This is a genomic window from Enorma sp. (assembly GCF_982429025.1).
The window spans coordinates 1-14,094 of record NZ_CEWCAA010000022.1; the positions used below are offsets into that span (position 1 = coordinate 1).

13 protein-coding genes are annotated in these 14,094 nt (G+C 64.1%); 4 read left to right on the forward strand and 9 right to left on the reverse strand.

Features of this window, described 5'->3' with window-relative positions:
- Positions 1 to 234: 234 nt before the first annotated feature.
- Together AC1VS5_RS05215 and AC1VS5_RS05220 are read left to right on the forward strand one after the other, a co-directional pair.
- Positions 235 to 1,377 (forward strand): hypothetical protein, encoded by a 1,143-nt coding sequence (locus tag AC1VS5_RS05215; protein ID WP_481217923.1) that lies wholly within the window; start codon positions 235 to 237, stop codon positions 1,375 to 1,377.
- A 108-nt stretch (positions 1,378 to 1,485) separates the two neighbouring features.
- Positions 1,486 to 2,865: a hypothetical protein gene (locus AC1VS5_RS05220; RefSeq protein WP_481217924.1), complete on the forward strand. Its 1,380-nt coding sequence runs from the start codon at positions 1,486 to 1,488 to the stop codon at positions 2,863 to 2,865.
- A 256-nt stretch (positions 2,866 to 3,121) separates the two neighbouring features.
- Here AC1VS5_RS05220 and ettA read toward each other — a convergent pair whose 3' ends face one another.
- Complete coding sequence (gene ettA / locus AC1VS5_RS05225) at positions 3,122 to 4,801, reverse strand: energy-dependent translational throttle protein EttA (RefSeq protein WP_481217925.1); 1,680 nt, start codon at positions 4,799 to 4,801, stop codon at positions 3,122 to 3,124.
- 234 nt (positions 4,802 to 5,035) lie between these two features.
- On the opposite strand from ettA, the gene AC1VS5_RS05230 reads away from it, so the two are divergent.
- Both AC1VS5_RS05230 and AC1VS5_RS05235 read left to right on the forward strand, forming a co-directional pair.
- Entirely contained in the window at positions 5,036 to 5,839 is an 804-nt protein-coding gene (locus AC1VS5_RS05230; RefSeq protein WP_481217926.1) for a tRNA threonylcarbamoyladenosine dehydratase, read from the forward strand.
- Entirely contained in the window at positions 5,836 to 6,606 is a 771-nt protein-coding gene (locus AC1VS5_RS05235) for a TatD family hydrolase (RefSeq protein ID WP_481217927.1), read from the forward strand. Before AC1VS5_RS05230 ends, AC1VS5_RS05235 begins: the two co-directional genes overlap by 4 nt.
- A 48-nt stretch (positions 6,607 to 6,654) precedes the next feature.
- Here AC1VS5_RS05235 and AC1VS5_RS05240 read toward each other — a convergent pair whose 3' ends face one another.
- The 8 genes from AC1VS5_RS05240 to AC1VS5_RS05275 all read right to left on the reverse strand — a co-directional run bounded on the left by AC1VS5_RS05240 (position 6,655) and on the right by AC1VS5_RS05275 (position 14,070).
- Positions 6,655 to 7,491 carry a Cof-type HAD-IIB family hydrolase gene (locus AC1VS5_RS05240; protein WP_022349164.1) on the reverse strand — a complete coding sequence of 279 codons (837 nt, stop codon included), beginning with the start codon at positions 7,489 to 7,491 and terminating at the stop codon, positions 6,655 to 6,657.
- A 173-nt stretch (positions 7,492 to 7,664) separates the two neighbouring features.
- On the reverse strand, positions 7,665 to 8,525 hold the full coding sequence (locus AC1VS5_RS05245) for a PfkB family carbohydrate kinase (RefSeq protein WP_481217928.1): 861 nt from the start codon (positions 8,523 to 8,525) through the stop codon (positions 7,665 to 7,667).
- 11 nt (positions 8,526 to 8,536) lie between these two features.
- The gene (locus tag AC1VS5_RS05250) at positions 8,537 to 9,505 is read right to left on the reverse strand and encodes an SIS domain-containing protein (RefSeq protein ID WP_481217929.1); all 969 of its coding nucleotides are present in this window, start codon (positions 9,503 to 9,505) and stop codon (positions 8,537 to 8,539) included.
- 31 nt (positions 9,506 to 9,536) lie between these two features.
- Positions 9,537 to 10,190 (reverse strand): deoxyribose-phosphate aldolase, encoded by a 654-nt coding sequence (deoC, locus tag AC1VS5_RS05255; protein WP_481217930.1) that lies wholly within the window; start codon positions 10,188 to 10,190, stop codon positions 9,537 to 9,539.
- A 168-nt stretch (positions 10,191 to 10,358) separates the two neighbouring features.
- Positions 10,359 to 11,030 (reverse strand): HAD family hydrolase, encoded by a 672-nt coding sequence (locus AC1VS5_RS05260; RefSeq protein WP_276868807.1) that lies wholly within the window; start codon positions 11,028 to 11,030, stop codon positions 10,359 to 10,361.
- A 6-nt stretch (positions 11,031 to 11,036) separates the two neighbouring features.
- Positions 11,037 to 12,293 carry an MFS transporter gene (locus AC1VS5_RS05265; protein ID WP_287747911.1) on the reverse strand — a complete coding sequence of 419 codons (1,257 nt, stop codon included), beginning with the start codon at positions 12,291 to 12,293 and terminating at the stop codon, positions 11,037 to 11,039.
- A 165-nt stretch (positions 12,294 to 12,458) separates the two neighbouring features.
- Positions 12,459 to 13,310, reverse strand: coding sequence for a PTS system mannose/fructose/sorbose family transporter subunit IID (locus tag AC1VS5_RS05270; protein ID WP_019128066.1), 852 nt, complete (start codon positions 13,308 to 13,310; stop codon positions 12,459 to 12,461).
- A complete protein-coding gene (locus AC1VS5_RS05275; protein WP_481217931.1) occupies positions 13,300 to 14,070 on the reverse strand; it encodes a PTS mannose/fructose/sorbose/N-acetylgalactosamine transporter subunit IIC in 771 nt (256 codons plus the stop codon). Before AC1VS5_RS05275 ends, AC1VS5_RS05270 begins: the two co-directional genes overlap by 11 nt.
- Positions 14,071 to 14,094 lie beyond the last annotated feature (24 nt).

Consider the following 14,094-nt stretch of genomic DNA (forward strand, 5'->3'; position numbering starts at 1 on the left):
CGCGCGCACTGCTCCCCCGTGCGCCGACGCCCCCCGCGCGCACCGCCTGAACATGCATGCTCGCAACATGCACCTACCCACCCCTTCACAACCCCTTCATCTGTTCGCTGTCTTTCTGTTGACTTCCACATGGAACGGACAATGCCGTGCACGCCGGGTAGGAGAGATGTATAACGAACACGCGCGGGCCGAGGGGCGGCATCGCGCTCTATAGACATTCAAACGGGAGGCACCATGGCACCCGATGCATATGAGGAGTTCACCGATCGGCAGCGGACGCGCGTGGTCAGGCGCGAGAGCGACGACCAGGCCGCAACCGAGGCATCTATCGGCAACACGCAATCGTTTTCCAAGCATAAGGAGCGTCTGTTCGACGACCTCTCGATTGCCCAAATCATCGCGGGAGCAGCCGCAGCCGCCACCTCGGTGGTGCTCGCATCGAGGATCGGCATCGCTGGCTCGGTAATCGGCGCCGCAGTAAGCTCCGTCGTGACGGTGGTCTCATCTCAGCTATACCGTCGCTTTCTCACGGCAAGCGCCGAGAAGCTCAAAAAGAACGTCGTCGCACCCGCAATCGGCGACGACCGGCACTCGGCGCGGGGAAAGCGGTCGGGCTCCTCATACCATGCGGGCGACCAAGGCGTCACCCAACCGATAGCGCCCGACCCGATCGATATCTCCAGCGGGCAGGCCACCACCTGGACATCGTATGGAAGCGCGAGCGGCTACGCGCGGGAAGCCGGAGGCACTCCAAGCGCCTACGCCTCACAGGGCGCGCGGAACGGTGCCGCAGCGAGCGCGGGCTCGGGAACGAGAATTGCACCGAAGCGGCTCCAAGCACGCGCCGTGGCTGAGCGCTCGGCTACCCAGCGCAAGGTTGTCGCGTTCTCGATCATCTCGGCCGTAGTGGCGCTCGTCGCCTGCACCGCGGTGATACTCGTCCTCACCGCTGGCGAGGGCCTGGGCACGAGAACCACGCCCATCTTCACCCCTGCAACCGAAGAGCTTGACACCTCCGCCGATGCCACCGTAGACACCTCGGAGAACGGCACTTCTTCTGATGAAGCGTCACAGGCTGCAACGGGATCAGAATCCAATCCGGGCACGGCAAGCGACGGCACCTCGGCCGATTCGCCATCGACTCCGAGCACGAGCGACCCTGCCACCGGCGGCTCCGGAGACGGAACGCAAGGAAGCGGATCGGACGCAACACCGGAAGACGGTACGGATAGCTCCGGAAGCGGCGACAGCACGTCGGGCGGCACCGGCGGTTCGCAATCCGGCACGTCGGGCGGCACCGGAGGCGGCACGAGCAGCGGAGCCACGGGACAGACGCCCGCGGCGGGGACGACGACCGGCGCCGCCGCGTCTCGATAGGCGCCGCGAGCCTGAACGTCCGAGGCGAGAGGTGCCCGGCGAGCCCGAGTGTCCAAGGCGAGCGCCGATGCTAAGATGCTAGGGGAACATACTACGAAAGAGGCGCCTATGTCATCGCAGCAACAACCGCAGCTTAGCCAAGGCAATCGCATGTACCTGTATCGCATGCTGAAGGCCGCCATCGGAACCGGACGGCAAACGTTTATCACGCAAATCGAAGACGCGCTCGCCGCCGACGGGATCGCCGCCGAGGACATGGGGTTTGCCGACGCGCGCGCCCTCATGGAGGCGCTGGGCGATATGGTGACGCTCACCGTCTTCAAGGGAGGCCGCGTCTACGCAACACTCGTTGCCCAGCCGGAATGGGATGAAGCGCTCGAATCCGCCGACGACTCCCCCAAACCCGCCGGTGGCAAATCCGCGGGAAAGCCCTGGAAGCGCAAGAAGGGCGCACGCGGCCTCAAGCCGGTTCGGCCGCGCATCGTTCCGCGCGAGACGGCCGATGAGCCCGCCAATGTGGAAACCGCCGAATCCGCGAGCGCCGAGCAGGAAACCCCTATGGCTTTGTCGGAAACTCCCGCAACCTCGCAGGAAGCCCCCGCGCGCGCTCCAGAAGCCCTCGTGGCCCCAGAGGGGAGCGCCGAAGCCGATGTGCCCGCAACCCGCGAAGCCGCTGCAGATGCTTCAGGCGAAGCAACCGCGCATGACGCCGAAGAGCCTACCACGCGCGCGGCAAGCGAAACCGATGGTGCCGAGCAACGAGGGCCGTCGATGTCCGCGAAAGGCGATGGGCTGGAACCGTCTGGGGCGGCGACCGATTCCGAAGAGAACCCATCTGCCACGGCAGGCGATGCGAGGATAGGGTCACCTGAACCCGCAAGCGACGTTCAGCAAGAGCGCGCCGAGACAACGAACAACGCTGTGCAAGAGACCACGGGAGCCACAGGCGGCGAGGCGCCCGAGGCAACGGTGCGCGCCCCCGAACCGGCCTTCTCGCTCACGGTCACCTTCGACCCGGACCGCGCCGATGCCGGCGTGACCACGCTGGAATCGACTCCGGTCACAAACGACGCGTCAACCGCCGAGACCGCGGCGGAGGCCCCGTCAGGCGGCAAGCCGGGAGCAAGCGAGGCCGCAGCCGACGAGCCCGAGGCTAAAGCGGCGGATTCCAATGCCGCGACCGCCGGGCCACGCCCCGTCGACCTCAGCATGTATCCTCAAGACTTCGCCGCAGAGGTGTACTGCCCCGCTTCGATCATGGCCGAACTCGCCGCCCTGCTGCCCTATGGAGCCGATACGCTCGGCATTGCCGGCGAGTACTTCTACATCGCCTGCCTGCGCGGCACCGCCGACCTGAGCCGCGGCGGGGCATCGTTCCCCCTTTACTACCTACACGATGGTGAGCGCCATGCGGCGACGGTACGCCTGAAGAAGCGCGCGGTGAGCAACCTCGCGTGGGCTATCGACGCTGTCGAGATCGATAGGTAATCGGCCCGCCGGCGCGGCGTGTTGCCAATCGCACAACGCGTTGCTACGTGCGCGATGCGTTGCCGCGCGCACGACACGTTGCCGCGAGCACCATCGAGTGCCCACCCGCTCGTTGCCGGGCGCTTTTTGGATGCTCAAATGAATGTCGGGCGACATTCGGACATTGAGGTCACCCATTTTGTCCAAATGTCGCCCGAAAACGAGCTCACTGTCCGGATCTCGCCCGACAACGGGCCTGCTGTCCGGACCCCGCCTGTTAATCGCGGGTGAGCTTGCGATGGATGCGATGCGGCTTGGCGGCGTCCTCGCCCAGGCGCGCCACACGGTTTTCCTGGTACGCGGCGAAGTTCCCCTCGAACCAATACCAGTTGCCCGGGTTCTCGTCCGAACCCTCCCATGCCAGGATATGTGTGGCCACACGGTCAAGGAACATGCGGTCGTGGCTAATGACCACGGAGCAGCCGGGGAATTCGAGCAGCGCCGCCTCGAGTGACGAGAGCGTTTCCACGTCGAGGTCGTTCGTGGGCTCGTCGAGCAGCAGCAGGTTACCGCCCTGCTTCAAGGTGAGCGCCAGGTTCAGGCGGTTGCGCTCGCCGCCGGAAAGCACGCCGGCGCGCTTCTGCTGGTCCTGGCCCTTGAAGCCAAAGCTCGCCACGTACGCGCGGCTCGGCACCTCGGTCTCGCCGACGATCATCTTGTCGGTGCCGCCCGAAACGACTTCCCAGAGCGTCTTGTCTGCATCGATGCCCGCACGCCCCTGGTCAACATACGAGATCTTGACGGTCTCGCCCAGCTCGATCGCACCAGACGTGGGCTTCTCTTCCCCGATAATCATCTTGAAGAGCGTCGACTTGCCCACGCCGTTGGGGCCGATCACGCCCACGATGCCGTTGCGCGGCAGGCTAAAGGAGAGGTCGTCGATGAGCACGCGGCCGTCGAACTCCTTGTGCAGGTGCTCGACCTCGAGCACCTTCGCGCCCAAGCGCGGCCCCACGGGAATGCGGATGTCCGTCCAGTCGAGCTTCTGGCTTGCGCGGGCCTCGGCCTCCATCTCCTCATAGCGGGCAAGACGCGCCTTGTTCTTGGCCTGGCGCGCCTTGGGGCTCGAGCGCACCCACTCGAGCTCAGACGCCATGCGCTTAGCAAGCTTAGCGTCGCGCTGGCCCTGCGCGGCGATGCGCGCCGCCTTGGTCTCGAGATAGGTGGAGTAGTTGCCCCTATAGGGATAGAGGTGCCCGCGGTCGACCTCGCAGATCCACTCGGCCACGTTATCGAGGAAGTAGCGGTCGTGCGTGACGGCGAGCACGGCGCCCTGGTAGTTCTTGAGGAAATGCTCGAGCCAGAGCACGGACTCGGCGTCCAGATGGTTCGTGGGCTCGTCCAAGAGCAGCAGGTCGGGCGCCTCGAGCAGGAGCTTGCAGAGGGCCACGCGACGGCGCTCGCCGCCGGAGAGCACCTTCACCGGCATGTCGGAATCGGGCAGCTGGAGGGCATCCATCGCCTGACCGAGCTTAGAATCGATGTCCCAGCCGTCGGCCGCGTCGATCTCGTCCTGGAGCTTGCCCATCTCGGCCATGAGGGCGTCGAAGTCCGCATCGGGCTCGGCCATCTCCTCGCCGATCTTGTTGAAGCGGTCCACCTTGGCGAGCAGGTCGCCGAAGGCCATGCGCACATTCTCGATGACGGTCTTATCGTCGTCGAGCGGCGGCTCCTGCTCCAGGAGCCCCACCGTGTAGCCGGGCGTGAGGCGGGCATCTCCGTTGGAAACCTCCTCCTTGCCTGCCATGATCTTGAGCAGGGTCGACTTGCCCATGCCGTTGGGGCCCACGACACCGATCTTGGCGCCGGGGTAAAACGACAAGGTCACGTCGTCGAGAATGACCTTGTCGCCATGCGCTTTGCGCGCCTGGTACATCTGGTAGATGAACTCTGCCATATAAAAACTCCCTGCTATCCAAAGCATCTTATCGGTGTATCTTCGGTATCGTCTCAAACCTGCATCGCCGCGGGAATGGCTAAGGGCTCTCTCCATTCCGAAACCATCAGCGAGCCGCGGCCAAGCAGGACGGTGAGCTGCGGCCGAGCAGGACGACGGGCCGCGCCACGCAGGACGGCGGGCCGTAGCCGCGCAGCGCAACAGGCGGCGGGCGCGCCCTGCTACAATGTACGCATGAACGAAGAAACGGCTACATCTCGGCTCGAAGCCCTTTGGGGCACCGCGGGACTCGCGCGTCAGCGGGCCGCGACCGTCATGGTCGTGGGCGCGGGCGGCGTGGGCTCGAACTGCATCGAGGCGCTCGCGCGCGGCGCCGTAGGAACGATCATCGTCGTCGACGGCGACGAGGTCGCGCCGAGCAACATTAACCGGCAGGCGCTCGCTTGGTCGGAAACGATCGGCATGCGCAAAGTCGACGCGGCGCGCCTGCTCATCCAGCGCATCAATCCGGACATCCGCGTCATCACGCGCGGGTCCTTCGTACTGCCCGGCGACGTCGCCGCGCTCATCGAGGACGTGCGCACGGAGGCGGGCGGGCACATCGATTACCTCATCGACGCCATCGATACCATCTCAACGAAGCTCGAGCTTGCCACTTATGCCGAACGTGCGGAAATCCCCATCGTGAGCAGCATGGGAGGCGCAATGAAACTCTACCCCGAGCGGCTCCGCTTCGCAGACATCTACGAGACAAGCGGCGATGCCCTCGCGCGCGTCATCCGCAAGGGCTGCCGCAAGCGCGGCATCCGTCACCTCGACGTGCTGTACTCCCCCGAAGCACCTATCGCTTCGCCCGAGCTCCCGGCACGCGCCGAGCGCAACAGCGGCCGACCGCCTCTCGGTACGACCTCCTACCTGCCACCCATCATGGGGCAGATGCTCGCCGGCTTTGTCCTGCGCCGAATCGCAGGCGTGGAGGATACCCTCAGGGCGGGCGCGGCGGGCTGCGGACGTGAAAACATGGGCGGCGGAGCATGATGCGCTTCGTCGACATGCACTGCCATCTCGACCTCATGACCAACGGAGTCGAAATCGCCCGCGCGGCCCATGCGGAGGACATCGGGTTTTTCTGCACGACCGTCACCCCCGTCGACGCCATCGATGCGCGCGAGCGCTTCTCCACCTGCGCGAACGTCCGCGTGGGGGCAGGCCTCCATCCCTGGTGGCTCGCAGACGGCACCTGCGGCGACGCCGACGTTGGGCTGCTGGAGGAGCTGGCGGCGCGGGCGCGCTACATAGGCGAAGTGGGGCTCGATGCCGGCAAGCGCGGAGCGGAGAGCATCGAGGCGCAGGCGGCCGCCTTTGAGCGCACCATGCGCACGGTCTGCGAACACCCGCTTCCCGGGCGCGTCATATCCATTCATGCCATCAGGTCCGCGAGCCGCGCGCTCGACATCCTCGAGCGTACGGGTGCCGCTCGGAGCGCCACCCGCATCCTGCACTGGTTCAGTGGCACCAGCGACGAGCTTTGGCGCGCGGTTCGCCTGGGCTGCCTCTTCTCAATAAACGAGCACATGCTCGCCACAAAGCGCGGCCGCGAGTACGCGCGCATCCTGCCCGGCGATCGCCTGCTGCTCGAAACGGACGCACCGCCCCAGCTGGGAAATCCCTACCGGCTGGACGCCATCGAGCGCTCGCTCGCCTCGACCCTCGAGCAGCTCGCGCAAATTCGCAGGGTCAATGCCGCAACGCTCGGCGCCCAGATCGCCGACCGCAGCACGCGCCTGCTCGACTTCGCGAGCTGAAGCCGCGCACAGCCAAGAGACGCCTCGCGCGCCGCTTCGACCAGCCCCTCAGCGCAGCAGATCCTCGAGGGCGGCAGCGATGCCGTCCTCGTTGTTCGAAAGCGTGACCATATCCGCCGCGCTCTTCACCTCGTCGGTTGCATTCGCCATCGCAACGCCCACGCCCGCAAGCCGCAGCATGGGAATATCGTTCTGGCCGTCACCGAACGCCACGAGCTCGGAGGGGTCGATGCCGCGCTCGGGCAGCGCCACGGAGAGGGCACGCGCCTTATCGATGCCCTGAGCCGTGAACTCGAAGTAGAAATCAGCGGTGAACATGCAGCTCAGCTTATCGACGAACGGGGCGGCCATCGCCTCGTGATGCTCGGACAGGTACGTATCCGTGCCCGCCGTGAGAATCTTGTTCTGCGGCGTGATGCACCAGTCGAGAAGCGAATGCACCTCGTGGATGCGCAGCCCGCAGGCATCGCGCTCGTATTTGACGATGTTCTTCGGCGCGCCCTTGTGGTAGATGGTGCAGCGATAGGCATCCTCGATATAGAGGCGATCAGCATCGACGAGCATGGGGATGACGTCGAAGCCCCGCAGGTGCTCGAGCACCGCGCGCGCCTCCTCCACAGGAATCGCCTGATTGAACAGGAGCTCGCCCGAGGTCGCGTCGCGTACCTGCGATCCGTTGTAGGCCACGAGCATCCCGTGGTAGCGATCGAGCTCGAGCTCATGAGCAAGTGCGCGCAGGCCGTGTGCAGGGCGCCCCGAAGCCAGGATGAGCGTGATGCCCGCCCGCGCAGCGGCAAGCAGCGCCTCCTTTGTGCGCGGCGTGATGCGCTTCTCGTCGTTGGTAAGCGTACCGTCGATATCGAGCGCGATGGCCTTGATGGACATGGGAGCCTTTCCTTTCCGTTCCGAATCTGTTGTCGCGAAGAAGAGCGATCGCCTCGAGTGCCGCCCCCTGAAATCCGGGCAGGACTTGGCACGCGACTCGACCGCTTTCTCGATGAGCGCCTCATTTCCTGCCAGGTTTTCCAAGCGAGCAAGAAACGAGACGGTGCCGCGCGCTATGCGAAGCGCTTGGGATGACCCCACGCGCCCTCGATACCACATACCTCGGCGGCAAAGGCGGCAGCCCCGTCGAGCGCGCGGGCAATGGCCTCGTCGCGTGCCTCTCCCCGCTTGCAAGCATCGAGATATCCTAGCAGAAACGACGCGATGAACGAATCGCCGGCACCCATCGTGTCGCGCACCGTCGCGGCAGGCTTGATGGGCTGCTCGAAGAAGCGGTCGCCATCGAACGCGACCGATCCACGTTCGCCCCGTGTCACCACAGCGATGCCAGGTCCCAGACTGCAGAGCCAGCGAAGGCGCTCACCCACCACCTCGTCGCCTGCCTCGTCTTCTGCGGAGTAGAAGGCGAAGTCCGCGAACGGCGCCACGTCCTCCACATACGAATCGACGGAGTCCTCCGAGAAGTCGAAGCTCACCGGCACGCCTGCCGCGCGCACCAACGGCAGCTCGCGCTCTGTGAAGCAATAGCTGCCGGTATGCAGCACATCGAAACCTCGCACGTATTCGAGGGCAAAGCGATCGAGCACATAACGCGACCTCCCGCGGATCCCGCCTTGGTTCGAACCAAGAAACACACGCTCGCCCGCCTCCACCGTCACGCTCGACGCGCCGTTCTCGCCAACTTCCTGCCGGCAGCGCACGAGCTCCACGCCCTCATCGACAAGGCTCCCGATCACGTGCTCGGCCGCATCGTCTGTGCCGAAGATGCCCATGTACGCGGAGCGCGCCGCCCCGAGACGCCGCGCGTACACCGCTACGTTCACGGCGTTGCCGCCGGGATACATAACGCCCAGGTGCTCGTAGCGGTCGACGACGTTATCTCCAAAGCCCAGGATCGAGACGTCGAATCCCATGGCTGCCCTCCCTAGTACGAAACGACTCCCATGTAGCGGCGAAAATCCGGATCATGGTCGAACACCTTTCCGCGCGCGGCGCGCAGCTCGACGTTCATAGCATAGAAGAGCACGGGGTCGAGATAGGCGCGTACGCTCGCCGGCACCTTGTCCATACCGTACTCGAGGGCGTCAAGCACCATGAGCGTGTCGGTATGGTCGCTCAGGAACGCGAGCGCGCGCTCATCCATGGCGCGGTACTCGCTCGATCCCATCTGTAAAAAATAGAACACACCGGGTTCCGTAACCTCGAAAGGCCCGTGGAAGTACTCGCCCGAATGGATATAGCTGCAGCTCTGCCACTGCATCTCCATGAGCGAGCAGATTGCGAAGCCGTAAGTCTGGCAGAAATTGGGGCCGGAACCCAGGATGTAGAGGAATGGATGATCCTGGCAAAGCGCCGCGAAGCGCTCCCCCAGCTCCGCGTTCACCTTCTCGCGCGCCGCGGGCAGCACCTCATCCATCGTATCGACACCCCGGTAGAGGTCGGGAAGATCGGCGAAGCCCTCCTGCTGATCGAGCAGCTCGGCGGCAAGAAGCGGCGCGATACCCGAGGGCACCTCGCTCGCGGGGACGTCGGCTCCCCACGGATACACCCAGCACGTCCACGCACCCTGCGCGATCTTGGACTCCGCGCCGTCGGTGAGCGCGACGACCTCGGCACCGCGCTCGCAAGCGAGATGGCACGCATCGAGCACCTCTGGCGTGTTGCCGCTATGGCTGCACGCGACCACGAGGCTGTGCTCGCCCAAGCGCTTCGGCGCGGCGATGCAGAACTCGCGCGCCGTGTAGGCCCCCGAAACGATGCGCCTCGCCTCGCGCTCGAGCAGCATATGAGCCGGCAGCAGATCGATGAGCGAGCCGCCGCAGGCGACCCAATACACCTCCTCGATCGCTCCGCGCTTCTCGATGATGTCCTTGATGAGATTGAACGGCTTCACGATGTCCCCTTTCACATGCCGCGTCGACCCCTTATGCCCCGGCGGCGCGCTCCCCCTCGACGATCGCGATGCCCGCCGTCGCGCCGAGCGCGCTCGCCCCCGCCTCGATGAACGCTTTCGCCTGCTCATACGTACGAATTCCGCCCGCCGCCTTCACCTGCACCTTGTCGCCGAGCACCTCGGCCATAAGGCGCACGTCATCGAGCGTCGCCTGGTACGGGCGACCGGACGAGGTCTTGAGGAACGCAGGGCGCGCCTTGAGCGCGATCTCGCAAACGCGCCGCTTGTCTGCCTCGGATTCGAGCTTCGGCATCTCGACGATGACCTTGTCGCGCATGCCGTGCGCACGGCAGAACTCCGCCACACCGCGCATCTCGTGCTCGATGGCATCGAAGTCGCGCTCATCCACGGCGCGCTGATTCAGCACGTAGTCGATCTCCGTAAACCCGGCCTGCGCATAGCGCTCGAATTCCGGCAGCTCCTCCTCGAGCGTGAGCGCGCCCTTGGGAAAGTCGATGGCGCCCGCGACGATGACATCTGTGCCCGCGAGCATCTCGCAGGCATGTTCGTAGGTCTCGGGATCGGCAAAGACGCAGCGGAAGCCGTAGCGGCGCGCTTTTTCAAGGTATTCGTCGAACGTGTCGTTCGGATCGTCGATGTAGTCGATGTGTGAGTTGATACCCATGTTACGGTCTCCTTTCGAACCATATCATGCCTGGGCAACCCTTGCTCGGCGCCTCGAAATCCAGACAGGAGCTGGCGCGTAGTCGCAGCATGTTCAAAAGTACACGCCAAGTTCTGCCCGCATTCCCGCGCACCGGGGTCTCGCGAATGGAAAGGACAATGGATCCGCTTATGCGGGGACGTACTCCAGAATGGCGCCAATAACGCCCGGTATCTCGTTCACCATAACGTCTGCTCCCCGCTGCGTGAACCCGAAGCGCTCCTCACGCTTGGCAATCGTGTAGAGCCCGGCGCGGCGCGCGGCCTCGATGCCGGGATCGGAATCCTCGACGGCGCAGCACGCTTCGGCAGGAAGACCGAGTTTGTCCAACGTGAGCAGATAGATCTCGGGGTTCGGCTTGCTCTGCGTGAGCTCGTCGCCGCTTTCCACCACCTCGAAGAAGCCTGCGATGCCGCATTCCTCGAGCACCTTTTCGATATGATCGAGCGGCGAGGACGAAGCGACCGCCAAGCGGTATCCCAGGTGCTTGAGCTCCTCTAGGGTCTCGGGCACGCCAGGGTTCATGATCTCGCGGTAGCTGATGGGATGGCTGTCCCAAAACGCATCCTCAAGCCGCTCGATCGCCTCGCCGTCCATCTTCTCGCCGCGGGAGCGTTCCCACCACGCAGCATAGAACTGGCGCTCCACCTTGCGTGACGAGCCAGCAAGCATGTCGAACTCCTCGGAGGAGACCTCGACGCCCTGCGCCTCGAAGAATGCCTCGTGAACGCGGCGGTAGGCCGCCTCGGAATCTACCAGCACGCCATCCATGTCAAAGATGACCGCCTCAAGCTGTTGCACGAACAATCACTCCTTTACCTGGGTACGCCGAACGCGCAGACGCCCGCTCCGCATAATGCTTGAAAAACCGCCCACCAGTGCGATGATACACGAGGCACCGAAGAGCACCCGTTGCACACCGAAGGCCTCGGCCAGAAACGGCGCCACCGCGAGCGGAATCACGCCCGCGCTGTTGAGCCCCAGCCGCACGAAGCCCATTACGCGCCCAAGATGAGTCATGGGCGTGCGCTCTTGCACGAGAATCGCCTGGGTAGGCTCCATAAATCCCCAAGCAAGCCCGTTGATGAACTGGCCTGCGATAGCGACGACAAGAATGTTGGTGCCCACGTAGATCATCGATCCGATGCCCACGAACATGAGCGTGGCAAGCAGCAACGGGATATCGATCTTGCGCGCGGGAATCTTGGTAAAGATGTATGAACCGATCGCCATGCCGAACCCCGAGACCGCTGAGAGGATTCCCATCCACACCACATCGACGGCAAGCACGTCGCGATAGAAGAGCGACTCGAGGGAATCGAAGGCACCGAACGCAAAGAAGCCCAAAAAGCCGCTCACGAAAATGAGGCGTAGGTCGTGGGTGCGCATGGTGACGCGCGCGCCCTCGATCACGCCGGAAACCATGCCGAGCTTATCGTCCTTCTGCTTACCGCTACCCTCGCGCTCCGGCGTAACGGTCTCGCGACAATCCCATGTGACGCGGATCGCGCCTACCAGGCACACCGCCATGAACAGGAACACCACGCGCGTGGGGAAGAACCCAGCAAGAACGCCGCCGGCGATGGGTCCAGCCGCATAGGCGATGTTGCTGTAGAACACCATGAGACCGTTCAGGCGTGCGAGCCCCGCCTTTCCCCGCGTGAGGTACACCGGGTAGGTGCGCGTACACGTGTTGATGGAACCGCCGCCCAAGCCCATCATGACAGCGGCGAACATAAGGGTTGGAACAGAAGGTGGAACGATTCCCATGAAAATGCTCATGGCGAGCATGGCGTAGAGCGTCGCGAGAGCAGTCTTGCGCGGCCCTATGCGGTCGATCACAGGACCGGAAGCCGCGTTCGCCAGCGAATTGCAGAGGTTGCGCACGAGCGTGATGGCTGCCACGAGGAAGGCGTTTCCACCGAGCTCGTAGGTCGCCGCGCCGATGAGCCCAAGAAAATACACGGCGTTGACCGCGCACCACTGGAGTGATTCAAGCGCGATGAGGCGCTTCTCACCTGCCGTCAGCGCGCCCAGACCGCTGTCGCTCGCTTGCTTGCCCACGCTATCGACTCCTTTTGCCGTGCGCATCCTGCATCGCAGCCACGCGCCGCCGCCCCTTCCGAACGCCCCACGTTACTAAAATAAATCGTATTATGACGTTATGTTTTTCAAGGCTGAGAAAAAGGGGCGACAGCAAAGCCGCCGCCCCGAAACCGGGCCGTTGGTTTAGGCCAGAATGCCGAAGTACACGCCCACGACACCGAGCACCATGGTGCCCAGGATGAGAATCATGGGAGAGACCTTCTTCTTGAGGAGGAAGTAGTACAGGCCCATGAAGGCGAGGCCGAGCATGCCGGGCATGATGCCATCGAGCACACTCTGGAGCGTGGTGACCTCATCCCCGGAGCCGAACTCAACCGCAAGCGTCGCCCAGAACATACCGCAGGTCATGGAGCCGACGACCATCATACCGATGATACCCGCGGCTTTAATGACCTTGTCCATGATGCCGGACTGCTCGGCAGTCTCGAGCAGGCTCACGCCAATCTCATAGCCCTTGTGGATGCCCCACACGCGCAGGAAGTACTGCGGAACGTTGAAGAGGAGCAGGAAAATGATGGGACCGAGCACGTTGCCCTGAGCCGCGAGCGAGATGGCGATGCCGGCGGCGACCACGCGGATGGTGGTCAGGAAGACGGCGTCGCCGATGCCCGAAAGCGGGCCCATGAGGGCGGCCTTGATATCGTTTACGGACTCGGGAGGCATCTCGCCCTTGGCGATGCGCTCCTCCATGGACATCGCGATGCCGCCGACGAACGGAGCGAGGCAGACCGTGATGTTGAAGAACGCGGTATGGCGCTCGAGTGCGGCCGCGTAGCCGCTCGGATCGTCATGATAGATCTTTTTGAGCATCTTCTTGACCATCATGCCGAAAGCGAGGCCCATCTGGTTCGCATAGGTCCAGGAGAACTCCATGCCGAGCGCGCCGATGGAAAGGGCAGCCTTCGTGAGGTCTTGCTTGGTGATGGCGTATTCGCCGGTCTTGTAGGCGCCCTGCGCCGTCTCATTAGAAGTCATCGTCGTCAGCCCCCTCAATCTGTGCCGTGGTCTGGTTCTTTTCCAAAAAGCCGAGCGTCAGGACGGCGATGATGACGGCGATAAGCGCCACGCCGAGCGTCGAGACGCCCATGTACGAGGTGAGCAGGAAGCCCAGGAACAGGTAGGGCAGGAGTTCCTTGCGGTAGATGAGGCGCAGAAGCATCGCGAAGCCCATGACCGGCAGGATGTTCGCCGCGGCTGCGAAGCCGCTGAGCACGAACGCAGGCACGGCGTTCACAAGCCAGTCGATAGCGCCGGAGCCGAAGTACACGGCGCAGAAGATGAGGGCGAACCACACGGGAGCAAGCCAGAGGCCGATCAGCCAGTGGAGCGCCATGAGCTTCGAGCCCTCGCCCTTGAGCGCGATACCGGGGATGAAGCTCGTAAGCCAGTTGCTCACCAGCTGGCCGAGGTTGGCCACGCCGAGAACGAGCGTACCGATGGGCATGGCAAGGCCGACGGCCGCCTCGGTGTCGAGACCGAGCAGGATGGCGTAGGCGGTGCAGAGCAGACCGGCCGAGGTGGCATCCGGCGGAATGTAGGCACCGATGGAGACGGAGCCCATGAAGAGCGCCTCGATGCTGGCACCCATGACGAGGCCAGTGTTGAGGTCACCGAGGAAGGCACCCACGACGGGGCACACCACGATGGGACGGAACGCGTAGAGCGTGCCGAGCTGATAATCGAAGCATTTGAAGAACACGTACAATACTGCGCAGAGTATGCTCTCGAAAAGCATGCGTCTACCTCCAATCACTTGGGA